22 protein-coding genes, 4 tRNA genes and 1 other RNA gene are annotated in these 20,867 nt (G+C 53.5%); 21 read left to right on the forward strand and 6 right to left on the reverse strand.

Annotated features, from left to right (window positions below):
- Window positions 1–42 precede the first annotated feature (42 nt).
- The 14 genes from pncC to luxS all read left to right on the forward strand — a co-directional run bounded on the left by pncC (window position 43) and on the right by luxS (window position 9,870).
- Window positions 43–531 carry a nicotinamide-nucleotide amidase gene (gene pncC, locus V2S86_RS17940; protein ID WP_330763539.1) on the forward strand — a complete coding sequence of 163 codons (489 nt, stop codon included), beginning with the start codon at window positions 43–45 and terminating at the stop codon, window positions 529–531.
- A 112-nt stretch (window positions 532–643) separates the two neighbouring features.
- Window positions 644–1,708, forward strand: a complete 1,065-nt coding sequence (gene recA / locus V2S86_RS17945) for a recombinase RecA (RefSeq protein WP_004950320.1) — start codon at window positions 644–646, stop codon at window positions 1,706–1,708.
- A 64-nt stretch (window positions 1,709–1,772) separates the two neighbouring features.
- Window positions 1,773–2,279 carry a recombination regulator RecX gene (gene recX, locus V2S86_RS17950; RefSeq protein WP_330763540.1) on the forward strand — a complete coding sequence of 169 codons (507 nt, stop codon included), beginning with the start codon at window positions 1,773–1,775 and terminating at the stop codon, window positions 2,277–2,279.
- Window positions 2,280–2,411: 132 nt separating this feature from the next.
- Window positions 2,412–5,039: an alanine--tRNA ligase gene (alaS, locus tag V2S86_RS17955; protein ID WP_330763541.1), complete on the forward strand. Its 2,628-nt coding sequence runs from the start codon at window positions 2,412–2,414 to the stop codon at window positions 5,037–5,039.
- 252 nt (window positions 5,040–5,291) lie between these two features.
- Window positions 5,292–5,477: a carbon storage regulator CsrA gene (gene csrA / locus V2S86_RS17960; protein ID WP_004950328.1), complete on the forward strand. Its 186-nt coding sequence runs from the start codon at window positions 5,292–5,294 to the stop codon at window positions 5,475–5,477.
- A 310-nt stretch (window positions 5,478–5,787) separates the two neighbouring features.
- Window positions 5,788–5,880: transfer RNA gene (locus V2S86_RS17965), tRNA-Ser, on the forward strand.
- 3 nt (window positions 5,881–5,883) lie between these two features.
- A tRNA-Arg gene (locus V2S86_RS17970) sits at window positions 5,884–5,960 on the forward strand.
- 61 nt (window positions 5,961–6,021) lie between these two features.
- A tRNA-Arg gene (locus V2S86_RS17975) sits at window positions 6,022–6,098 on the forward strand.
- Window positions 6,099–6,148: 50 nt separating this feature from the next.
- Window positions 6,149–6,225: transfer RNA gene (locus tag V2S86_RS17980), tRNA-Arg, on the forward strand.
- A gap of 28 nt (window positions 6,226–6,253) precedes the next feature.
- A non-coding RNA gene (locus V2S86_RS17985) (RtT sRNA) lies at window positions 6,254–6,376 on the forward strand.
- 174 nt (window positions 6,377–6,550) lie between these two features.
- Complete coding sequence (yqaB, locus tag V2S86_RS17990) at window positions 6,551–7,117, forward strand: fructose-1-phosphate/6-phosphogluconate phosphatase (protein WP_330763542.1); 567 nt, start codon at window positions 6,551–6,553, stop codon at window positions 7,115–7,117.
- Window positions 7,114–7,542: a YqaA family protein gene (locus tag V2S86_RS17995; RefSeq protein WP_065505884.1), complete on the forward strand. Its 429-nt coding sequence runs from the start codon at window positions 7,114–7,116 to the stop codon at window positions 7,540–7,542. Before yqaB ends, V2S86_RS17995 begins: the two co-directional genes overlap by 4 nt.
- Window positions 7,543–7,624: 82 nt before the next feature.
- Complete coding sequence (gene gshA, locus V2S86_RS18000) at window positions 7,625–9,187, forward strand: glutamate--cysteine ligase (RefSeq protein ID WP_330763543.1); 1,563 nt, start codon at window positions 7,625–7,627, stop codon at window positions 9,185–9,187.
- A gap of 167 nt (window positions 9,188–9,354) precedes the next feature.
- Entirely contained in the window at window positions 9,355–9,870 is a 516-nt protein-coding gene (gene luxS, locus V2S86_RS18005; RefSeq protein ID WP_020825287.1) for an S-ribosylhomocysteine lyase, read from the forward strand.
- Between the two features lie 66 nt (window positions 9,871–9,936).
- On the opposite strand, the gene V2S86_RS18010 is transcribed toward luxS, so the two are convergent.
- Together V2S86_RS18010 and V2S86_RS18015 are read right to left on the reverse strand one after the other, a co-directional pair.
- Window positions 9,937–11,226, reverse strand: coding sequence for an HlyC/CorC family transporter (locus V2S86_RS18010; RefSeq protein WP_330763544.1), 1,290 nt, complete (start codon window positions 11,224–11,226; stop codon window positions 9,937–9,939).
- 41 nt (window positions 11,227–11,267) lie between these two features.
- Window positions 11,268–12,059, reverse strand: a complete 792-nt coding sequence (locus tag V2S86_RS18015; RefSeq protein ID WP_330763545.1) for a cytochrome C assembly family protein — start codon at window positions 12,057–12,059, stop codon at window positions 11,268–11,270.
- Window positions 12,060–12,228: 169 nt separating this feature from the next.
- Between V2S86_RS18015 and ffh the strand changes: the two genes are divergently transcribed.
- The 5 genes from ffh to rplS all read left to right on the forward strand — a co-directional run bounded on the left by ffh (window position 12,229) and on the right by rplS (window position 15,853).
- On the forward strand, window positions 12,229–13,590 hold the full coding sequence (ffh, locus tag V2S86_RS18020) for a signal recognition particle protein (protein ID WP_062790301.1): 1,362 nt from the start codon (window positions 12,229–12,231) through the stop codon (window positions 13,588–13,590).
- 216 nt (window positions 13,591–13,806) lie between these two features.
- Window positions 13,807–14,055, forward strand: a complete 249-nt coding sequence (rpsP, locus tag V2S86_RS18025; RefSeq protein ID WP_004932501.1) for a 30S ribosomal protein S16 — start codon at window positions 13,807–13,809, stop codon at window positions 14,053–14,055.
- A gap of 18 nt (window positions 14,056–14,073) precedes the next feature.
- Window positions 14,074–14,622, forward strand: a complete 549-nt coding sequence (gene rimM / locus V2S86_RS18030; protein ID WP_212558578.1) for a ribosome maturation factor RimM — start codon at window positions 14,074–14,076, stop codon at window positions 14,620–14,622.
- A gap of 52 nt (window positions 14,623–14,674) precedes the next feature.
- Entirely contained in the window at window positions 14,675–15,442 is a 768-nt protein-coding gene (gene trmD / locus V2S86_RS18035) for a tRNA (guanosine(37)-N1)-methyltransferase TrmD (protein WP_330763546.1), read from the forward strand.
- Between the two features lie 54 nt (window positions 15,443–15,496).
- Entirely contained in the window at window positions 15,497–15,853 is a 357-nt protein-coding gene (gene rplS / locus V2S86_RS18040; RefSeq protein WP_004950372.1) for a 50S ribosomal protein L19, read from the forward strand.
- Window positions 15,854–16,016: 163 nt separating this feature from the next.
- On the opposite strand, the gene V2S86_RS18045 is transcribed toward rplS, so the two are convergent.
- The 4 genes from V2S86_RS18045 to V2S86_RS18060 all read right to left on the reverse strand — a co-directional run bounded on the left by V2S86_RS18045 (window position 16,017) and on the right by V2S86_RS18060 (window position 18,064).
- Window positions 16,017–16,235: a DNA-binding transcriptional regulator gene (locus tag V2S86_RS18045; protein ID WP_004950376.1), complete on the reverse strand. Its 219-nt coding sequence runs from the start codon at window positions 16,233–16,235 to the stop codon at window positions 16,017–16,019.
- A gap of 71 nt (window positions 16,236–16,306) precedes the next feature.
- A complete protein-coding gene (locus tag V2S86_RS18050) occupies window positions 16,307–16,825 on the reverse strand; it encodes a lysozyme (protein ID WP_330763547.1) in 519 nt (172 codons plus the stop codon).
- Window positions 16,809–17,030, reverse strand: a complete 222-nt coding sequence (locus V2S86_RS18055; protein ID WP_126480384.1) for an HP1 family phage holin — start codon at window positions 17,028–17,030, stop codon at window positions 16,809–16,811. Before V2S86_RS18055 ends, V2S86_RS18050 begins: the two co-directional genes overlap by 17 nt.
- Before the next feature lie 269 nt (window positions 17,031–17,299).
- Entirely contained in the window at window positions 17,300–18,064 is a 765-nt protein-coding gene (locus V2S86_RS18060) for a DUF481 domain-containing protein (protein WP_330763548.1), read from the reverse strand.
- 565 nt (window positions 18,065–18,629) lie between these two features.
- Here V2S86_RS18060 and V2S86_RS18065 point away from each other — a divergent pair.
- Both V2S86_RS18065 and tyrA read left to right on the forward strand, forming a co-directional pair.
- On the forward strand, window positions 18,630–19,703 hold the full coding sequence (locus tag V2S86_RS18065; protein WP_330763549.1) for a 3-deoxy-7-phosphoheptulonate synthase: 1,074 nt from the start codon (window positions 18,630–18,632) through the stop codon (window positions 19,701–19,703).
- Between the two features lie 6 nt (window positions 19,704–19,709).
- Window positions 19,710–20,831, forward strand: a complete 1,122-nt coding sequence (gene tyrA / locus V2S86_RS18070) for a bifunctional chorismate mutase/prephenate dehydrogenase (protein ID WP_330763550.1) — start codon at window positions 19,710–19,712, stop codon at window positions 20,829–20,831.
- The last annotated feature ends 36 nt before the right edge of the window (window positions 20,832–20,867 follow it).

The raw sequence follows: 20,867 nt of genomic DNA on the forward strand, positions 1-20,867 counted from the left end.
GCTACTATCGGGCGCATATACCTGATTCGCTATGGAGGGGTTATGAGTGAAAATCAGCTGCGGGAACTCAGCATTGCCGTAGGGGAAAAACTGAAGGCCAAGGGCCTGTGGATCACCTGTGCGGAATCCTGCACCGGCGGCGGCATCGCCAAAGCCATCACTGATATTGCCGGCAGCTCCGCCTATTTCGATCGCGGATTCGTCACCTACAGCAACGCGGCGAAACACGAGTTGCTGGGCGTGGCGGAATCGACCCTGACTGCCTACGGTGCCGTGAGCGAAGAAGTGGTGCGCGAGATGGCGCAGGGGGCGTTACATGCGGCGCAGGCCGGTCTGGCGCTGTCGGTCAGCGGCATTGCCGGGCCGGACGGTGGCAGTGCGGAAAAACCGGTGGGTACCGTATGGTTTGGTTTTGCCGAACGCTCTGGACAAGTGTTGGCGCGAAAGATGCAATTTGCCGGCGACCGTGATGCGGTGCGGCTTCAGGCGACGATTTTTGCACTGCAAACCGCACTTGACGAATTTTTGTAAAATTAGGCTTGATACTGTATGACCATACAGTATAATTAGCGACATTTCCTGCACAACATACATTCCGTTGCAGTGTGGGGTAACACCGGCATTGCGAAACGAAGGAGCAAAAATGGCTATTGATGAGAACAAGCAAAAGGCGTTAGCTGCGGCACTGGGCCAGATTGAGAAACAGTTCGGCAAAGGCTCCATCATGCGTCTGGGTGAAGACCGTTCTATGGATGTAGAAACGATCTCTACCGGCTCACTGTCACTCGATATCGCACTGGGTGCGGGCGGCCTGCCAATGGGTCGTATCGTTGAAATTTATGGCCCGGAATCCTCCGGTAAAACCACTCTGACGCTGCAAGTTATCGCTGCCGCGCAGCGCGAAGGTAAAACCTGTGCATTCATCGATGCCGAGCACGCGCTGGATCCGATTTACGCCAAAAAACTGGGCGTCGATATCGACAACCTGCTGTGTTCCCAGCCGGACACCGGCGAGCAGGCTCTGGAAATCTGTGATGCTTTGACCCGCTCTGGCGCGGTTGACGTGATCATTGTTGACTCCGTAGCGGCGCTGACGCCAAAAGCGGAAATTGAAGGTGAAATCGGTGACTCACACATGGGCCTTGCGGCGCGTATGATGAGCCAGGCGATGCGTAAGCTGGCCGGTAACCTGAAAAACGCCAACACGCTGCTGATCTTCATCAACCAGATCCGTATGAAAATTGGTGTCATGTTCGGCAACCCGGAAACCACTACCGGTGGTAACGCACTGAAATTCTATGCTTCTGTTCGTCTGGATATCCGCCGTATCGGTGCGGTTAAAGAAGGCGATGAAGTGGTGGGCAGTGAAACCCGCGTTAAAGTGGTGAAAAACAAAATTGCAGCGCCTTTCAAGCAGGCTGAGTTCCAAATTCTGTACGGTGAAGGCATCAACAGCCGCGGTGAACTGGTCGATCTGGGCGTTAAGCACAAGATGATCGAGAAAGCCGGTGCCTGGTATAGCTACAACGGCGATAAAATCGGGCAGGGTAAGGCAAATGCCTGCAACTTCCTGAAAGAAAACCCTGCGGTTGCCGCTGAACTGGACAAAAAACTGCGTGACCTGCTGCTGCACAGCAACGGCGAACTGGTTACTGCTACCAATGAAAGCTTCGATGATGGCGAAGCTGAAACCAGCGAAGAGTTTTAATCGCTGTTGAGGTTGGTGCGTGCCATTTAGGGTGCACCAACATCGATTAAATCAGGCTTGAATAATGAATGATTTGCTAAGCCGCGCCATGCGCCTGCTGTCGCAACGCGATCATAGTGAAGCTGAACTGCGCCGCAAACTTGCGGCGCAGCCATTTATGGCGAAAGCCAGATTTGGTTCCAAGACCCTCCCCACCTCTGCGCCATCCCCTGAAGAACCCGTAGATCCTGCCGTTATCGAGCAGGTTATTACTTATTGCTATCAGCACAACTGGTTGGACGATCAACGCTTTGCCCGCAGCTATATCGGCAGTCGCAGCCGTAAAGGTTACGGCGCGCAGCGCATTCGCTCGGAACTGATGCAAAAGGGCGTGGATAAAGAGCTGACTCAGACGGCGCTGGCGGACTGTGATATCGACTGGTGTGAACAAGCTAAGCAGGTGGCGCAGCGGAAATTTGGTGACGAGCTGCCAACGGACTGGAAAGAGAAAGCCAAAGTTCAGCGTTATCTGCTCTATCGCGGCTTCTTTCAGGAAGAAATTCAGTCAATTTACCGTGATTTTGCGCAATGAACGCACACGGGGTTTTACTTCCCTCTGAAGAAAATTTATCTTATCCCCACTTTTTGTTCGTGAGCTAGATGCCATCGTCAGGATGTCGCGCTCTTGCTCACGTGTCGTTATTCTAGCCTTTCCGGGAAAATTATGAGCAAGAGCACCGCTGAGATCCGTCAAGCGTTTCTCGATTTCTTTCATAGTAAAGGCCACCAGGTTGTAGCAAGCAGCTCCCTGGTACCTAACAATGATCCGACATTGCTGTTTACCAATGCCGGCATGAACCAATTTAAAGATGTTTTCCTGGGGCTGGACAAGCGTGCCTATTCCCGAGCCACTACCTCACAGCGTTGCGTGCGTGCGGGCGGTAAGCATAACGATCTGGAGAACGTCGGTTATACCGCGCGTCACCATACGTTCTTTGAAATGCTGGGCAACTTCAGCTTCGGCGACTATTTCAAACACGATGCCATCAGCTACGCATGGGAACTGTTGACCGGTGAAAACTGGTTTAACCTGCCGAAAGAAAGACTGTGGGTGACCGTCTATGAAACCGATGACGAAGCCTTCGACATCTGGCAGAAGCAGATTGGCGTACCGGCGGAACGCATTATCCGTATCGGCGACAACAAGGGGGCGGCTTTCGCGTCCGACAACTTCTGGCAAATGGGCGATACCGGCCCATGCGGCCCGTGTACCGAGATCTTCTACGATCACGGCGATCACATCTGGGGTGGCCCGCCGGGCAGCGCGGAAGAGGACGGCGATCGTTACATTGAGATCTGGAACATCGTTTTCATGCAGTTCAACCGTCAATCCGACGGCACTATGTTGCCACTGCCAAAACCTTCGGTAGATACCGGTATGGGCCTGGAGCGCATTGCCGCGGTGTTGCAGCATGTCAATTCCAACTATGAAATCGACCTGTTCAGCAAGCTGATTACCGCTGTGGCGAAAGTGACCGGTGCGGTTGATTTGAATAACAAATCCCTGCGCGTTATCGCCGACCATATCCGTTCCTGCGCCTTCTTGGTGTCAGACGGCGTAATGCCGTCAAGTGAAGGCCGTGGCTACGTGCTGCGTCGCATCATTCGTCGCGCTATCCGCCACGGCAATATGCTGGGTGCGAAAGAGAGCTTCTTCTATAAACTGGTTGCGCCGTTGATCGACGTGATGGGCCCGGCAGCCGACGAACTGAAGCGTCAGCAATCGCTGGTTGAGCAAGTGCTGAAAACCGAAGAAGACCAGTTTGCCCGCACGTTGGAACGTGGCCTGGCGTTGCTGGACGAAGAGCTGGCCAAGCTGCAGGGCGATACCTTAGATGGCGAAGCCGCCTTCCGCCTGTATGACACTTACGGCTTCCCGGTCGATTTGACCGCAGACGTGTGTCGTGAACGCGGTTTGAAAGTGGATGAAGCCGGCTTCGAGCTGGCGATGGAAGCGCAGCGCCGCCGTGCGCGCGAGTCCAGCGGCTTCGGTGCCGACTACAACAGCATGATCCGCGTTGACGACGCCAGCCAGTTCAGCGGATATGACCGCGAAGAACAGCAGGCTACAGTGACTGCGTTGTTCCGCGATGGCCAGCCGGTGAATGAGATCCACGCAGGCGAAGAGGCTGTGGTGGTGCTGGATGAAACGCCATTCTACGGCGAATCCGGTGGCCAGGTTGGCGATAAAGGCGTGCTGAAAGCCGCTGGCGCTGATTTTGTGGTTAGCGATACTCAGAAATATGGCCAGGCTATCGGCCACCAGGGCAAATTGTCCCAGGGTTCGCTGAAGGTGAAGGATCGCGTTGATGCGCAGATCGATACCGCCCGCCGCAATCGCATTCGTCTGAACCACTCCGCTACCCACCTGCTGCATGCGGCTTTACGTCAGACTCTGGGCGATCACGTAGCGCAGAAAGGCTCGTTGGTTAACGATAAATATCTGCGTTTCGACTTCTCGCATTTTGAAGCGATGAAGCCGGAACAAATCCGCATCGTGGAAGATTTGGTTAACCAGCAGGTGCGTCGCAACCTGCCGGTGCAAACCGACGTGATGGCGCTGGAGGATGCCAAAGAGAAGGGCGCGATGGCGCTGTTTGGTGAGAAGTACGACGACAGCGTACGTGTACTGACCATGGGAGACTTCTCTACCGAATTGTGTGGCGGTACTCACGCTAGCCGTACCGGTGATATCGGCCTGTTCCGCATTCTGACCGAGTCAGGTACCGCAGCGGGTATTCGCCGTATTGAGGCCGTAACCGGTGAGGGCGCTATTGCTACCCTTCATCAGCAAAACGATCTGTTACAGGACGTTGCACACCTGGTGAAAGGTGACAGTAACAACCTGACGGACAAGGTACGTGCGGTGCTGGATCGGACTCGCGCACTGGAAAAAGAGCTGCAGCAGCTGAAAGATCAGCAGGCGGCACAGGAAAGCGCTTCGTTGTCCAGCCAGGCAAAAATGGTCAATGGCGTGCAGCTGTTGGTCAGCCGGCTTGATAACGTTGAGGCGAAAATGCTGCGGACCATGGTTGACGATCTGAAAAATCAGCTGGGTTCTGCAATTATCGTGCTGGCCACTACGGCCGACGATAAGGTTAGCCTGATTGCCGGCGTGACCAAAGATTTGACCGACCGGGTGAAAGCCGGCGAGTTAATCGGTCAGGTAGCGCAGCAGGTTGGCGGCAAAGGGGGGGGGCGCCCCGATATGGCGCAGGCGGGGGGCACCGATGTCAGTGCTCTGCCGGCGGCATTAAACAGTGTAGAGGCCTGGGTGGCTTCGAAACTGTGAATATAAATAAATAGCACTTATAAACGCCATAAGTCATTGCTGATTATGGCGTTTTTAGCCTGTGCTAACACAATTTAGTTACAATTCCGGGAACAAAGTTTTTCAGGTCGGCTAAACTTATCATTATCTGAGGTGAGACCAAGCCTGCTTACACTTATTGTGGGTTACATGGCTTACGTTTTCGCAGCATATGATGGATAATGACGGGGAAACTGAGAGACCCGACTCTTTTAATCTTTCAAGGAGCAAAGAATGTTAATTCTGACTCGTCGAGTTGGTGAAACCCTCATGATTGGCGATGAGGTCACGGTCACAGTATTAGGGGTCAAGGGCAACCAGGTTCGTATTGGTGTGAATGCCCCTAAAGAGGTGTCAGTGCACCGCGAAGAAATCTATCAGCGCATTCAGGCAGAGAAGTCTCAACAGACGACCTTCTGATTTCGAAGCAGCGTCTCGTTGCTTAGCGAGACGCTACTGAGCTTTTTTGTGCCCATCATTATCCTTTCTGCTTTCCTCCTTACTCATTTCTTGTTTGAAGCCATTCACTTTGTTTGCGGTTTGATTGTAGTTGCCTGTTGATAAAACACTCTTTTTGCCGTGAAATCACTCATGTTGAGCGTGAATTGTGCAAATGCGCGTGAGTTGGGAAAAATTGTTTGACTTAAAAGTCGGAGAAAGTAATATGTGCGCCACGCAGTGCCGATGAGCTTCTCCAAAGCAAGTTAGGCACAATTCGAAAGAAGCGTATGGTGAGGTGGCCGAGAGGCTGAAGGCGCTCCCCTGCTAAGGGAGTATGCGGTCAAAAGCTGCATCCGGGGTTCGAATCCCCGCCTCACCGCCATTTGCATCCATAGCTCAGCTGGATAGAGTACTCGGCTACGAACCGAGCGGTCGGAGGTTCGAATCCTCCTGGATGCACCATATTTTGCAGTATGGTGGGGTAGTAACAACGTACCATACGGTATCAAAAAAGAATTCCTGTGCATCCATAGCTCAGCTGGATAGAGTACTCGGCTACGAACCGAGCGGTCGGAGGTTCGAATCCTCCTGGATGCACCATTCTTTCTGTCAAACTTGTTTCTTCAAGCAGACAAACCAAAAATAGTAATGCATCCATAGCTCAGCTGGATAGAGTACTCGGCTACGAACCGAGCGGTCGGAGGTTCGAATCCTCCTGGATGCACCATCTAAGAAAAACCCGCTTCGGCGGGTTTTTCGCTTTTCCGACCGCGAGGAGAGCGGTTGGAGGTTCGAGCCGAGCGAAGCGAGACAACGTTGCTTCAGCAACGGCCCGCAGGGCGAAGCGTTTACGCTGAGTAATCCTCCTGGATGCACCCTCTAAGAAAAACCTGCTTCGGCGGGTTTTCGCTTTCCGGCCTTGTGAAAATACTTTCCGCACTGCTCTTCTTACCGGGCTTTTCTCAGAGCACATTCCGCCATTACGCGATCAGCGACAACCTTCCGGCTTTACGCTAAAGTAGTTTTCTTTCCTCAACGATCATGGAGTAACGATGTACGACCGCTATCAGGGTCTGATCTTCGACATGGACGGCACTATTCTTGATACCGAGCCGACGCACCGCAAAGCGTGGCACGAGGTGCTGGCCCGTTACGGTATGACGTTTGATGAAGCGGCCATGGTGGCGTTGAACGGCTCTCCGAGCTGGCGTATTGCCCAGTCGATTATTACTCGCCATCAGGCCGATCTCGATCCCCATCAACTGGCTGCGGAGAAAACCCGCGCGGTGGAAGCTATGCTGCTGGATAGCGTGCGCCCCCTGCCGCTGATTGAGGTAGTCAAAGCCTATCACGGTCGCCGCCCAATGGCGGTAGGCACCGGCAGTGAACATCGCATGGCGGAGTCCTTGCTGCGCCATTTGGGCCTGTTCCACTGTTTTGATGCGATCGTGGGTGCCGATGACGTACTGCGGCACAAGCCTGAACCCGATACTTTCCTGCGTTGCGCCGAGCTGATTGGCGTACCGCCGGAAAAATGCGTGGTATTTGAAGACGCAGATTTCGGTATTCAGGCGGCGAAAAGCGCCAATATGGCTGTCGTAGACGTCCGCACGCTTTGAGTAGTACGCTGGCGGTCATGTCGCTATTCGGCAGCAGCTTCCTCAGTGCGACGCTGTTGCCGGGAAATTCAGAGATTGTTTTGGTCGCCTTGCTGACCAACAGCCGCGTCTCACCGGAGTTACTGGTGTTGGCCGCGACGTTGGGGAATACGCTAGGTGGGGTGACCAATGTCATTATCGGGCGCTTGTTACCGGCGTTGAAACCGCAGCGAGGGCTGGAGACAGCGCTCGGGTGGATGCAACGCTTCGGCCCGGCTGCGCTGTTGCTCAGCTGGGTGCCGGTAGTGGGCGATTTGTTGTGCGTGTTGGCAGGTTGGCTGCGCATGCCCTGGGGCCCTGTAGCGTTGTTTCTGTGTATCGGAAAGGCGCTGCGTTACATCATTTTGACTATGATAACGTTACAGGGAATGGCCTGGTGGCATTAACGAAATGAATATAACTCAATATTCACTCGGGTGCAGATTCAGTATGCTTACGAGTTATTGTTTTTAGAAGCGGGAGGTCAATTTGATCCCGGACGTATCACAGGCGCTTTCTTGGTTGGAAGCCCATCCCCATGCATTAAAAGGTATTCGTCGCGGCATCGAGCGTGAAACGCTGCGTGTCACCGCGGACGGAAAACTGGCGACAACCGGACATCCGGAGAAGTTGGGGGCGGCATTAACGCACCACTGGATTACCACAGACTTTGCCGAGGCGCTGTTAGAGTTTATTACGCCGGTTGACGATAACCTCGATCACCTGCTGACGTTCCTGCGTGACATCCATCGTCACGTGGCGCGTAATCTGGGTGATGAACGCATGTGGCCGCTCAGCATGCCGTGCTTTATTGAAGCTGAGCAGGATATTGAGCTGGCGCAGTTCGGCTCGTCGAATATTGGCCGCATGAAAACGCTGTACCGTGAAGGATTGAAAAATCGTTACGGTGCACTGATGCAGACCATTTCCGGCGTGCATTATAATTTCTCGCTGCCGTTGGAGTTCTGGCAGGCATGGGCCGGCGTTAAAGACGCAGAAAGCGGCAAAGAGCAGATTTCTGCGGGCTACTTCCGCTTGATCCGCAATTACTACCGTTTTGGCTGGGTAATCCCATATTTGTTCGGCGCGTCACCGGCGATCTGTTCCTCGTTCCTGAAAGGGCGTGAAACCGCATTGCCGTTCGAGCGCACCGAGCAGGGGATGTGCTATCTGCCGTATGCCACTTCGCTGCGGTTGAGTGACCTGGGCTACACCAATAAATCTCAGAGCAATCTGGGTATTACCTTCAACGATCTGCAGAGTTATGTCGCCGGTCTGAAGCGGGCGATTGTCACGCCTTCCGAAGAGTTCGCCGAATTGGGTGTAAAGGACGGCGATCGTTACCTGCAATTGAACAGTAACGTGCTGCAGATTGAAAATGAACTGTATGCGCCGATCCGGCCGAAGCGCGTGACCAAAAGTGGAGAGACGCCGTCAGATGCGCTGCTGCGCGGCGGTATCGAATATATCGAAGTACGTTCGCTGGATATCAACCCGTTCTCGCCAATCGGCGTGGATGCGGTGCAGGCGCGTTTCCTGGACCTCTTCCTGGTGTGGTGTGTGCTGGCCGATGCGCCAGAGATGAACAGTGATGAGCTGCTTTGCACGCGCAAGAACTGGAACCGTGTGATCCTCGAAGGGCGCAAGCCTGGGCAGACCATCGGCATGGGCTGTGATGACAGCCGTGAGCCGCTGGAGAAGGTCGGTAAGGCGTTGTTTGACGATCTGCGACGCGTTGCGGAGGTACTGGATAGCGAAGCCGGCGATCGGCAGTACCAGCAAGTTTGCGATGAACTGGTTGCGGCGTTTGCCGATCCGGAGCTGACGTTCTCTGCTCGTATCCTGAAAGCGATGAAGGAAGAGGGAACCGGCCGAGTGGGCCTGCAATTGGCTGAGCAGTACCGTCAGATGCTGATGGAAGAGCCGTTGGAAATTCTGACTGAAGCCGAGCTGGCGAAGGAACAGGAAGCCTCATGGCAGCGTCAACGCAACATAGAAGCCGGCGATACGCTAAGCTTTGAAGAGTTCCTGAAGCAACACGGCGGGGGCTGAAAAAAGAAAAAGGCCACATCAATGTGGCCAAATATGCATCTCTGATGACAGGGATGATGATAACAAATGCGCGTCTTTCACATACTCAGACTCGCTGGGTTGGAAAAGGTTTCCTGGTTAGTTAAAAAAGTTTCGAAATAAATACTCTTTTACGAGGAGGTAACGAAATGCCACTGCTGGATAGCTTCACCGTAGACCATACCCGCATGGCAGCCCCGGCTGTCCGCGTCGCGAAAACCATGAAAACTCCTCATGGCGATACCATCACCGTGTTCGATCTGCGCTTCTGTCGGCCGAACCTGGAAGTGATGCCAGAGCGCGGCATTCATACGCTGGAACATCTGTTTGCCGGCTTTATGCGTGATCATCTGAACGGCCAGGGCGTTGAGATTATCGATATCTCCCCGATGGGATGCCGCACGGGTTTCTACATGAGCCTGATTGGCGTGCCGGAAGAACAGCGCGTTGCCGATGCGTGGAAAGCGGCGATGGCTGACGTGCTGAAAGTGACTGACCAGCGCAAAATTCCTGAGCTGAATGAGTTCCAGTGCGGAACTTATCACATGCACTCTTTGGAAGAAGCGCAGGAAATCGCCAAGCACATTCTTGATCACGACGTGGTAGTGAACCACAACGAAGAGCTGGCGCTGCCGAAAGAAAAGCTGCAGGAACTGCATATCTAGTTTGACGCCTGGCTACCGCAATAAAAAAGACGCGAGGTTCGCGTCTTTTCTCTTTCTGGTGGGCGATCAGTGTTGTTGAACGCTGGATTGCAGCGACTTTATCGGTGTGACCCGCACCTGTTTGATCATATTGTCTTGCACGTCGAGAATATCGACGTCGTAGTGACTTACGCGTACCCGGGTACCGATCTCGGGGATCTCTTCCAGTTCTTCCAGCAGCATGCCGTTAATGGTGCGCGCTTCGGTGGCCGGCAGTGTCCAGTTGAACGCCTTGTTTAACTCGCGCACGTTGGCAGTACCGTCTATCAGTACGGAGCCGTCGCTTTGCGGATTAACTTCCTCCGCCAGCGTGGGTGACATGGAGGTCGTGAAATCGCCTACGATCTCCTCCAGAATATCTTCCACCGTTACCAGCCCCTGAATATCACCGTATTCGTCCACCACGATGCCGACTTTCTCTTTATTCCGCTGGAATTTCACCAGTTGAACATTGAGCGGCGTCCCTTCAGGCACGTAGTAAATTTCGTCAGCGGCGCGCAGCAGGTTCTCTTTGTTAAACTCTTTTTTCTCGGTCATCAGCCGGTAAGCTTCACGCACCCGCAGCATACCGATGGCGTCATCCAGCGAGCTGCGATACAGCACGATGCGGCCGTGCGGCGAGTGGGTAAGCTGGCGCATGATCGACTTCCAGTCGTCGTTGACGTCGATGCCGACGATTTCGTTGCGCGGCACCATGATGTCATCGACCGTCACCTTTTCCAGATCCAGCACCGATATCAGCATGTCCTGATTGCGGCGGGAAATCTGCGAGTGGGATTCGTTGACGATGGTACGCAGCTCGTCCTTGCTCACCGCATCGCTGACGCGCACGTTGGTGCGAATGCCGAACAGGCGCAATATCAGTGTAGTGATGCCGTTGAGCAGCCAGACCAGCGGGAACATCACCTTCTGCAGAGGCGCTAGTAAAAAGCTGCTGGGGAATGCGATGCGTTCCGGGTACAGCGCCGCGAAGGTTTTTGGCAGCACTTCGGCGAACAACAGCACGGCGAACGTCAATACGCCGGTAGCGATGGCTACGCCGAGGTCACCATACAGCCGCATGCCGACGATGGTCCCCAGCGCCGAAGCGAGAATGTTCACCAGGTTATTGCCGATCAACACCAGGCCAATCAGGCGATCCGGTTTTTGCAGCAATTTCTCGACCCGGCGCGCAGAGCGGTTACCCTGTTTGGCGAGATGACGGAGACGATAGCGGTTGAGCGTCATCATGCCGGTTTCGGATGCTGAGAAGTAAGCGGAGACCACAATCATGATCACCAGGATAATGATCAGGGTCCCTGTCGAAACGTGCTCCAACGCGGTATTCCTTATATAGGGAAAAAGATGGCCTGAGGCGGTTAGCGCACCATGACTTGTTGAATCAGACGGCTACCGAAGTAGGCCAGCGTCAGCAAAAAGGCGCCGGCAAAGCTGAACCAAACGACGCGGCGGCCGCGCCAACCTTCATGATAATGGCCCCACAGCAGAACGATGTACACAAACCAGGCCATGATGGACAGCACGGCTTTGTGCACATTTTCTTTGCTGAACAGGTTATCCATATAAAGCAGGCCGGTGCACAGGGTGAGCGTGAGCAACACTACGCCGATTTGGGTGATGTGGAACATTTTGCGTTCGATGCTCATCAAGGGTGGCATGTCAGCGCTGAAGGACAGCTTTTTGTTTTTTAGCAGGTAGTCCAGCCAGGCCAGCTGCAGCGCATACAATGCGGCAATAATCAGCGTAGCATAGGAGAACAGAGCCAGGCCGATATGCACCATCAGCTCCGGGCTGGCTTCCAAATGAGTGATGAACTCGCCCGGCATAAAGCTGGCGAAGGCCAGATTGATCATCGCAAAGCTGTAAACGATGGGCAGCAAGAACCAGCCGCGATTGCGCGAAGCGACAAAGGTCATGATCGAACAAATGATCAGGCTGACGATGGAACCGATGTTCAGCAGGCTGAGGTTTTGCCCGGTGTTGACGTCAAAGATGCGCTGCTGCAGTGCGATGGCATGGCAAAGTAGCGCCACCACCGCCGAGACGATAGCAAGCCGACGGTATGCGCTGTTCTTCCGCAACAAGCTGGGAATAATCAGTCCAAGGCTGAGCAGGTAGGCGATCAAAGCCACAATGGAGAAAACTGGCATAGCGTTTAATTTTGCTTCGGCATGGTTAATTGGATTGCCAGTATAGCGTTGAGCGCGTCCCACTCCAACCGATCTCCAACGCTGAGGCAGAGATCCTGTGCGCTTCGTGTTATCATCGCCGCAATTGTGTCGCCAAAGCGGCCTGTCATTACACGTTGAGCATGAGACGATGTTTGAAAATTTAACCGATCGATTGTCGCGCACACTGCGCAATATCAGCGGCCGTGGGCGGCTGACCGAAGAGAATATCAAGGATACCCTGCGTGAAGTGCGCATGGCGTTGCTGGAAGCGGACGTTGCGCTGCCGGTGGTGCGCGACTTTATCAACCGCGTCAAAGAGAGCGCGGTGGGGCATGAGGTCAATAAAAGCCTGACGCCGGGGCAAGAATTCGTCAAGATCGTCAAGAGCGAGCTGATTGCCGCGATGGGCGAAGTGAATACCGAGCTGAACCTGGCTGCGCAACCGCCGGCCGTGGTGCTGATGGCGGGCCTGCAGGGTGCCGGTAAAACCACCAGCGTCGCCAAGCTCGGCAAGTTCCTGAAAGAAAAACAGAAGAAAAAAGTGTTGGTGGTTTCTGCGGACGTTTACCGTCCGGCGGCGATCAGGCAGTTGGAGACGTTGGCGGAAGGTGTCGGCATCGATTTCTTCCCGTCGGATGTCAAAGAAAAGCCGATCGACATCGTTAACCGCGCATTGCAGCAAGCCAAGCTGAAATTCTACGACGTGCTGATCGTCGATACCGCCGGCCGTTTGCACGTAGACGAAGCGATGATGGACGAAATCAAACAGGTGCATGCGGCGATCAAGCCGGTGGAAACCCTGTTTGTGGTCGATGCCATGACCGGTCAGGACGCCGCCAATACGGCCAAGGCCTTTAACGAAGCGCTGCCGCTGACCGGCGTGGTGCTGACCAAGGTCGACGGCGACGCGCGTGGCGGTGCTGCGCTGTCGATCCGCCACATTACCGGCAAACCCATCAAGTTCCTCGGCGTGGGTGAGAAGACCGACGCGCTGGAGCCATTCCACCCGGACCGCGTGGCGTCGCGTATTCTCGGCATGGGCGACGTACTGTCGCTGATCGAAGATATCGAAAGCAAAGTTGATCGCGAACAAGCGGAAAAACTGGCTAACAAGCTGAAGAAGGGCGACGGTTTCGATCTGACCGACTTCCTGGAGCAGTTGAAGCAGATGCGTAACATGGGCGGCATGGCCAACATGCTGAGCAAACTGCCCGGTGCCGGCCAACTGCCGGACAATGTGAAATCGCAGATGGACGATAAAGTGCTGGTGCGCATGGAGGCGATCATCAACTCGATGACGTTGAAAGAGCGCGCCAAGCCGGAAATCATCAAAGGTTCGCGTAAACGCCGCATTGCGATGGGTTCCGGCATGCAGGTGCAGGACGTTAACCGCTTGCTGAAGCAGTTCGACGAGATGCAACGCATGATGAAAAAGATGAAGAAAGGCGGAATGGCGAAGATGATGCGCGGCATGAAAGGTATGATGCCGCCAGGCTTCCCAGGCCGCTGACAGGCGCTTACCCTCTGGGGTGAGCCTGTTTAAGCATTTGCCGTTCGCGGCAAAAACCGCCCGAAATATTACTGGCCGCAAAAAGTTGTTGACGGTGATCTACGCTTTAGATTGCTTTTTGCGCCAAAATGAGTAAAATTTTCGGGCTTTTTATATTGCAACCGGGCCCCGTTCCCTCAATGGGGCCCGGCTGTTTTATTAACTAAAGAGGATGTTATGGTAACAATTCGTTTGGCACGTGGCGGCGCTAAAAAGCGTCCGTTCTATCAAGTAGTAGTGACCGACAGCCGCAATGCTCGTGATGGTCGCTTCATCGAGCGCGTAGGCTTCTTCAACCCGATCGCATCTGGTCAGGCTGAAGCACTGCGTCTGGACCTGGACCGCATCGAACATTGGGTCGGCCTGGGTGCAACCGTTTCTGATCGCGTTCACGCGCTGATCAAAGACGCTAAGAAAGCAGCTTAATCTGTCGCGGTGGTGGCAATGAGCAAGCAACTCAAACCGGTAGCACCTAAGCAGCCGATTGTACTCGGTAAAATGGGGTCTACTTACGGCATCCGTGGTTGGCTCAGAGTATTTTCATCCACCGAGAACGCCGAAAGCATTTTTGACTATCAGCCGTGGTTTATCCAGCAGGCGGGTCAATGGCAGCTTGTCGAGTTGGAAGACTGGAAGCGCCACAGTCAGGACCTGATCATCAAAGTCAAAGGCATTGACGATCGGGATGCTGCGAATCTACTGACCAATCGTGAGATTATCGTGGATTCGGAACAACTTCCCGCGTTGGACGGTGATGATTACTACTGGAAAGACCTTATGGGCTGCCAGGTCGTCACTACCACCGGCTACGAACTGGGTAAAGTCGTCGATATGATGGAAACCGGTTCGAACGATGTGATGGTTGTTAAGGCTAACCTGAAGGATGCGTTCGGCATGAAGGAGCGGTTGGTCCCGTTTCTTCATGGGCAGGTTATCAAGAAAGTCGATCTCACTGCTCGCGTGATTGAAGCAGATTGGGATCCTGGTTTTTGACCTCCGAATTAAACGGTCGAAGCAAGTGGAATAACGGAATGGGGATTGGCTTGTGTTCATTGGTATTGTAAGCCTGTTTCCTGAGATGTTCCGCGTGATCACCGATTATGGGGTAACTGGCCGGGCAGTAAAAAATGGCCTGCTGAGCGTGCAGTGTTGGAGTCCGCGTGACTTCACCTACGACCGGCATCGTACCGTGGACGATCGCCCTTATGGCGGCGGCCCGGGAATGTTGATGATGGTGCAGCCCTTGCGGGAGGCCATTCATGCAGCAAAAGCAGCGGCAGGCGAGGGAGCAAAGGTGATTTATCTGTCACCTCAGGGGCGCAAGCTGGATCAAACCGGCGTGTGCGAACTGGCGGCTAACCCGAAGATGATTCTGGTTTGTGGCCGTTATGAAGGGATAGACGAGCGCGTAATCCAAACCGAAATTGATGAAGAATGGTCAATCGGCGATTACGTTCTCAGCGGCGGGGAATTGCCGGCAATGACCCTGATCGATTCTGTCGCCCGTTTTATACCGGGTGTACTGGGCCATCAGGCTTCAGCAGAAGAGGATTCTTTTGCCGATGGATTGCTGGACTGCCCGCACTATACCCGTCCTGAGGTGTTGGAAGGGATGGAGGTTCCGCCGGTTTTACTGTCGGGCAACCATGCCGAGATACGTCGCTGGCGCTTAAAGCAGTCGCTGGGCCGTACCTGGCTTAGAAGACCTGAACTTCTGGAAAGCCTAGCTCTGACTGACGAGCAAGCGGTGTTGCTGGCTGAGTTCCAACGGGAACATCAGGCCAAGCAGCAGGACTATGAAGGGAACGTCTGAGCATTTGGCTCGACGGGACCGATATATCAGTTTACCTAGGGTAAGAGACATATTATGAGCAACATTATTAAGCAAATTGAACAAGAGCAGATGAAGCAAGACGTACCTGCATTCCGTCCGGGTGATTCCGTGGAAGTTAAGGTATGGGTCGTTGAAGGTAGCAAAAAACGTCTGCAGGCATTCGAGGGCGTGGTTATCGCTATCCGTAACCGCGGTCTGCACTCTGCATTCACTGTTCGTAAGATTTCCAACGGCGAAGGTGTTGAGCGTGTATTCCAGACTCACTCCCCAGTAATCGACAGCATTACTGTTAAACGTCGTGGTGCCGTTCGTAAAGCCAAACTGTACTATCTGCGTGAGCGTACTGGTAAGTCTGCTCGTATCAAAGAGCGTCTGAACCGCGTCGGCTAACGCTGCATCCAAAAGTTAATAGCTATGAAGGGGTTGGCAATATGCCAACCCCTTTTTTTATGCTTGTTGTTTACAGGTTGCATATGCAAGATTGTTTTTCGTAAATGCGCTATGAAGGTTGATTTTTGCGGGCATAAAAAAGCCTGCTGTCGCAGGCTAAGCATTAGAGTGCGGCAGCGCGCTGTTTGCCTTTCTCCGGGTGCGGCTGGGCCGGAATGATATCACCGGGTTTTACGATGACCCGCGCAACCGACTCATGGGTGGCGAAGGTACAGCTGCAGTTAATGTTCTGGCATTGATGATAGCGCTCCTTGGTCGACTCACTCAGGTAGCGGCTGGAGCGAGTGTGGGCCACGTTACCGCATAGTGGACAGTGCATCATAGAAACCCCCTTGCAATAAATTAAAATATAATCAATAGATTAAGCGACGAAATGGCATCGAAGAATGCTGGTCAAGAGGCGCGTTCAGCACCTTTGATACACAATTTGCGTTCCTCCGCACGCCGACGTTCCAGCCCTTTACTCTTTTTGCCATTGATGTAGATCCAGCGTGGTAACTGATCGCATGCCTGTTGCCACAGATGCTGATTGAGAAAATAGGTCAGCGTGGATCCGCAGGCGGCGCTTACGCCGACGTTAAAGGCAAAAGCGATTACTGCATCATAAATCTCTTGCGGTAGAGCTTGTGGTATACAACTCGCCACACCCTGTTCTATACGTCGAACATCAGCCAGAAAATCTGCTGCGGCCTTTTCCTCGGTGATAGTGGTACCAGGTATCACTCCAGCGGTGTGTCCTACACCTTGCGTCCACACGCCCGCATCGCACTGATAGGGTGACAGTTGGCATCCTTCAAAGTCGGTAATCAGTTTTAGCCCGTTCTCAGAGGTTTTAACCTGCCCGAACTGCGGTATCAGCATCGCTATCGCCAGAATAGTTGCAGCGATACAACGTTTAACGATTGAGCTCATCGTAAATTCTCCTTCGAGATACGGCGTTTTGTTCTATAGCCTTGAGAACCTGCAGGCTTTTTCGCCGGTAATACCAGTTCACCAGAAAGGTGCCAATTCCGACTGCGGCACCGACCAAAAATGCGAGGTCCTGGGGGGAAAGCTTGCCCAACCAAGCGAGAAATAACGCTATAGCGTAAGTAATAAATGAGGTGACTTTCTCCATTGCTTCAATCCCACTGTTGTTTGCCTGAAGCGCCTGCATGAGCCATCCTGATGGCAATAGCGGCGTTATGGGGAATGTATCGCTGTGAGCATTAAGATTGCCCATGCCCCGCTCTTGTTTAATAACTACTGTGTATACATACAGTATTAAGCTATTTGCTAAAGTCGTCAATAGTGTGAATGCTATTTTTAGCAAAATGTTTAATGGGAGGCTTTGGACATAAAAAAAGCCCATCAATGATGGGCTTGGTAGGATTAGGCTTAGAAGGATTACAGACCGTAAACCAGCGAGACCGAGGTCGTGGTGTCGGTGTTTTTCGGCGCAGACGCTGGTGGCTTGCTGTTGTAAGTTACTGTGTAAGCCAGGCGCAGCGAGAACTTATCGTTAATCGCAACGCTCAATGCAGTCTCGGAATTCAGCGTGGTTTCTTCGTTAGCCAGCGCCGAAACGCCTTCGGAGAACTTGGTGGTGTCGGTCAACTGGTATGAATAGTTGGCTGCGCCGTAAGCCAGCGCTTTCGTTGAACGACCACCGCCATGGTATTCATCGTGACGTACACCCGGACCAAATTCTACCCGTAAATCGCTGAGTGGCCCGTTGAGCACTTGACGGCCGTAGCCACCCGTTGCAGTGGAACGAGAGTCGTAACCGTTGAAACGATCGCTCAACCAGCTTGCCTGGCCGAACAGATAGTTGCGATCGGACAGGTTATAACGGGTACGGCCGCCGGCCTGATACTTTTCCGATGAGCGCACGTTGGAAGAGGTAGTGTTGTTGGCGGCTCCCCACAGGCTGTAGGCAGCATCGCTGTTAAACCAGGTCATGCTGGTATTGGCCAACAAGGTAGAGCTTTGTGAGTTGCCTGACTGGGAGTTGTACCCGGCCTGGACATTGCCTTCAAACGGTTTCTTAGCGGTGGCCGGATCGTCCATCGCGGTGAAAAGCGTATTGTCGGCAAAGGCTGAAATGCTGGTGAAGGCAGTCAAGCAGCTGATGACTAGCGGAATAGCGCGACGAGCGCGTAAAGAGAGCATTTTGGATCCAGTTGTTAAGAGTGATTATAGGTGATAACGGTCACATTATAACGATTCCGCATTGCGACAAAAATAGCCGCGATTAGCTTAAGTTTTAAATTTTTCATCCTCACTTATTCATTTTTCTTCTACTTAATTAATCCCTTCCGCTGGCATATCATGCTGAGTATCCTTAAGTTTTGATGGGTTTTTTTGTGAGGTTGTCGCCTGCTGGCAACAAAACCCACAGCTATGGCTTTGCGCAAGCTCCGCGCCTGACTTCCTTGCACTGTAATATTTTGTGTACAAAATAATTTACACTTATTAGGCTGGGTGTTCTTTAGAATGAGCCCTAAAACAGAGAGCGATGGTGTTGGGATTTTCTGATTTTATTCATTTAAAATCAATTGATTTGGTGGTTTTTATTGGCGAGGTTATGGTGGGTTTTTGACTTAAAATTTCGGTGGTAATTTTTTATTTACGAATTTCGGATTGAAAACTTTACAGTTCATGGTAGGGTAAGGCTCTGAAACGCTCAACGTTCTCCTCACGCTTACGCATAACGGCAAACGACAGGAATAGCATCATGCAAAAAGACGCGCTCAATAACGTACATATCAGTGCAGAACAAATTCTGATCACTCCGGAAGAATTGAAAAACCAGTTCCCGCTTAGCGCCAACGATGAAAATGAAATCGCCACTGCGCGCAAAACCATCGCCGATATTTTGCAGGGGCGCGATCACCGCCTGCTGGTGGTGTGCGGCCCTTGTTCTATCCACGATCCGGATGCGGCACTGGATTACGCCCGTCATTTGAAAACCCTGTCGGCTGAATTGAGCGATCAGCTATATATCGTTATGCGTGTCTATTTTGAGAAGCCGCGGACTACTGTCGGCTGGAAAGGCCTGATTAACGATCCGCATATGGATGGGTCGTTTGACGTTGAGGCAGGTTTGCACATCGCGCGTCGCCTGTTGCTTGACCTGGCCGGAATGGGGTTGCCGTTGGCGACTGAGGCGTTGGATCCGAACAGCCCGCAATACCTGGGGGATTTGTTCAGCTGGTCAGCGATTGGTGCCCGTACCACTGAATCGCAAACTCACCGTGAAATGGCTTCAGGGCTGTCAATGCCGGTAGGCTTCAAAAACGGTACCGATGGCAGCCTGGGGACGGCAATTAACGCCATGCGCGCAGCGGCAATGCCGCACCGGTTTGTCGGTATCAATCAGGCGGGCCAGGTGTGCTTGCTGCAAACTCAGGGAAATCCGGATGGCCACGTGATCCTGCGAGGCGGCAAAACGCCAAACTACAGCGCCGAGCACGTTGCAGCCTGCGAAAAACAGATGCAGGACGCGGGACTCCACCCGTCCTTGATGATAGATTGCAGCCATGGCAATTCGAATAAAGACTATCGCCGTCAGCCGGCAGTTGCCGAGTCCGTGGTTGAGCAGATCAAAGCGGGTAATCGTTCGATCACCGGCATCATGCTGGAAAGTCACCTGCATGAAGGCAGCCAGTCTTCCGAGCAACCGCGTGCAGATATGCGCTACGGAGTTTCTGTTACAGACGCCTGCATTAACTGGGAGAGTACAGAGACGCTGCTGCGTCATATGCACCAGGAACTCGGCGCCGCGCTGACGGCACGCACTGGAGAGTAGTAAGTTATGGTGGCTGAACTGACCGCGTTGCGCGATCAAATCGACGAAGTGGACAAGGCGCTGCTGCAGCTGCTGGCGAAACGCCTGCAACTGGTGGCAGACGTGGGCGAGGTTAAAAGTCACCACGGGTTACCGGTGTACGTTCCCGAGCGTGAGGCGGCGATGCTGGCCTCGCGCCGTAAAGAAGCAGAAAACCTTGGCGTACCGCCGGATCTGATCGAAGACGTACTGCGCCGCGTGATGCGTGAGTCTTATGTCAGTGAGAACGACAAAGGCTTTAAAACCTTGTGTCCGCAGTTGCGTCCGATTGTGATTATTGGCGGTAACGGTCAAATGGGGCGGTTGTTCAACCGTCTGCTGACTCTGTCTGGCTACCGAGTCAAGGTGCTGGATCAGGAAGACTGGCCGCAGGCTGAAACATTGCTGGCAGACGCCGGCATGGTAATTGTCAGCGTGCCTATTCACGTGACCGAACAGGTGATTGAGCGGCTGCCGCCGTTGCCGGCGGATTGTATTTTGGTCGATCTGGCCTCGGTGAAAAATCGTCCGCTAAATGCCATGCTTGCGGCGCATGGTGGCCCGGTGGTGGGGTTGCACCCGATGTTCGGTCCGGATGTGGGCAGCGTGGCCAAGCAGGTCGTGGTGTATTGCGATGGCCGCCAGCCGGAAGCCTATCAGTGGCTGCTGGAGCAGTTGCAGGTGTGGGGCGCGCGTTTGCATCGCATCAGCGCGGTTGAGCACGATCAGAATATGGCGTTTATCCAGGCGCTCCGTCATTTCGCGACCTTTGCCTATGGGCTGCATCTGGCGGAAGAGAACGTTCAGCTGGAACAGTTGCTGGCGCTGTCTTCGCCAATCTACAGGCTGGAGCTGGCGATGGTTGGGCGGCTCTTTGCTCAGGACCCGCAGTTGTATGCGGATATCATCATGTCGTCGGAAGAGAATATTGCGCTGATTAAACGCTACTACCAGCGTTTTGGCGAGGCGATAAAGTTGCTGGAGCATGGGGATAAACAGGCGTTCATCCAGAGTTTCCAGAAGGTCGAGGACTGGTTTGGCGACTACGCCCAACGCTTCCTGGTAGAAAGCCGCTCGCTGTTGCGGCAGGCAAATGACAGCCGGCAATAAGTTATCAGGGTTCGGCAGCGCCGAACCCTTTTTTAT

The sequence above is a fragment of the Serratia sp. C2(1) genome, from assembly GCF_036352655.1.
Taxonomy (GTDB): domain Bacteria; phylum Pseudomonadota; class Gammaproteobacteria; order Enterobacterales; family Enterobacteriaceae; genus Serratia; species Serratia inhibens.

Excerpts from the sequence above, each read along its gene's own strand:
- rimM (WP_212558578.1), top strand. The coding sequence starts at position 14,074 with ATGAGCAAGCAACTCAAACCGGTAGCACCTAAGCAGCCGATTGTACTC.
- alaS (WP_330763541.1), top strand. The coding sequence starts at position 2,412 with ATGAGCAAGAGCACCGCTGAGATCCGTCAAGCGTTTCTCGATTTCTTT.
- luxS (WP_020825287.1), top strand. The coding sequence starts at position 9,355 with ATGCCACTGCTGGATAGCTTCACCGTAGACCATACCCGCATGGCAGCC.
- csrA (WP_004950328.1), top strand. The coding sequence starts at position 5,292 with ATGTTAATTCTGACTCGTCGAGTTGGTGAAACCCTCATGATTGGCGAT.
- V2S86_RS18065 (WP_330763549.1), top strand. The coding sequence starts at position 18,630 with ATGCAAAAAGACGCGCTCAATAACGTACATATCAGTGCAGAACAAATT.
- yqaB (WP_330763542.1), top strand. The coding sequence starts at position 6,551 with ATGTACGACCGCTATCAGGGTCTGATCTTCGACATGGACGGCACTATT.
- V2S86_RS18050 (WP_330763547.1), bottom strand. The coding sequence starts at position 16,825 with ATGAGCTCAATCGTTAAACGTTGTATCGCTGCAACTATTCTGGCGATA.
- ffh (WP_062790301.1), top strand. The coding sequence starts at position 12,229 with ATGTTTGAAAATTTAACCGATCGATTGTCGCGCACACTGCGCAATATC.
- V2S86_RS18055 (WP_126480384.1), bottom strand. The coding sequence starts at position 17,030 with ATGGAGAAAGTCACCTCATTTATTACTTACGCTATAGCGTTATTTCTC.
- recX (WP_330763540.1), top strand. The coding sequence starts at position 1,773 with ATGAATGATTTGCTAAGCCGCGCCATGCGCCTGCTGTCGCAACGCGAT.
- tyrA (WP_330763550.1), top strand. The coding sequence starts at position 19,710 with ATGGTGGCTGAACTGACCGCGTTGCGCGATCAAATCGACGAAGTGGAC.
- V2S86_RS18015 (WP_330763545.1), bottom strand. The coding sequence starts at position 12,059 with ATGCCAGTTTTCTCCATTGTGGCTTTGATCGCCTACCTGCTCAGCCTT.
- recA (WP_004950320.1), top strand. The coding sequence starts at position 644 with ATGGCTATTGATGAGAACAAGCAAAAGGCGTTAGCTGCGGCACTGGGC.
- rplS (WP_004950372.1), top strand. The coding sequence starts at position 15,497 with ATGAGCAACATTATTAAGCAAATTGAACAAGAGCAGATGAAGCAAGAC.
- V2S86_RS18060 (WP_330763548.1), bottom strand. The coding sequence starts at position 18,064 with ATGCTCTCTTTACGCGCTCGTCGCGCTATTCCGCTAGTCATCAGCTGC.
- V2S86_RS18045 (WP_004950376.1), bottom strand. The coding sequence starts at position 16,235 with ATGATGCACTGTCCACTATGCGGTAACGTGGCCCACACTCGCTCCAGC.
- rpsP (WP_004932501.1), top strand. The coding sequence starts at position 13,807 with ATGGTAACAATTCGTTTGGCACGTGGCGGCGCTAAAAAGCGTCCGTTC.
- pncC (WP_330763539.1), top strand. The coding sequence starts at position 43 with ATGAGTGAAAATCAGCTGCGGGAACTCAGCATTGCCGTAGGGGAAAAA.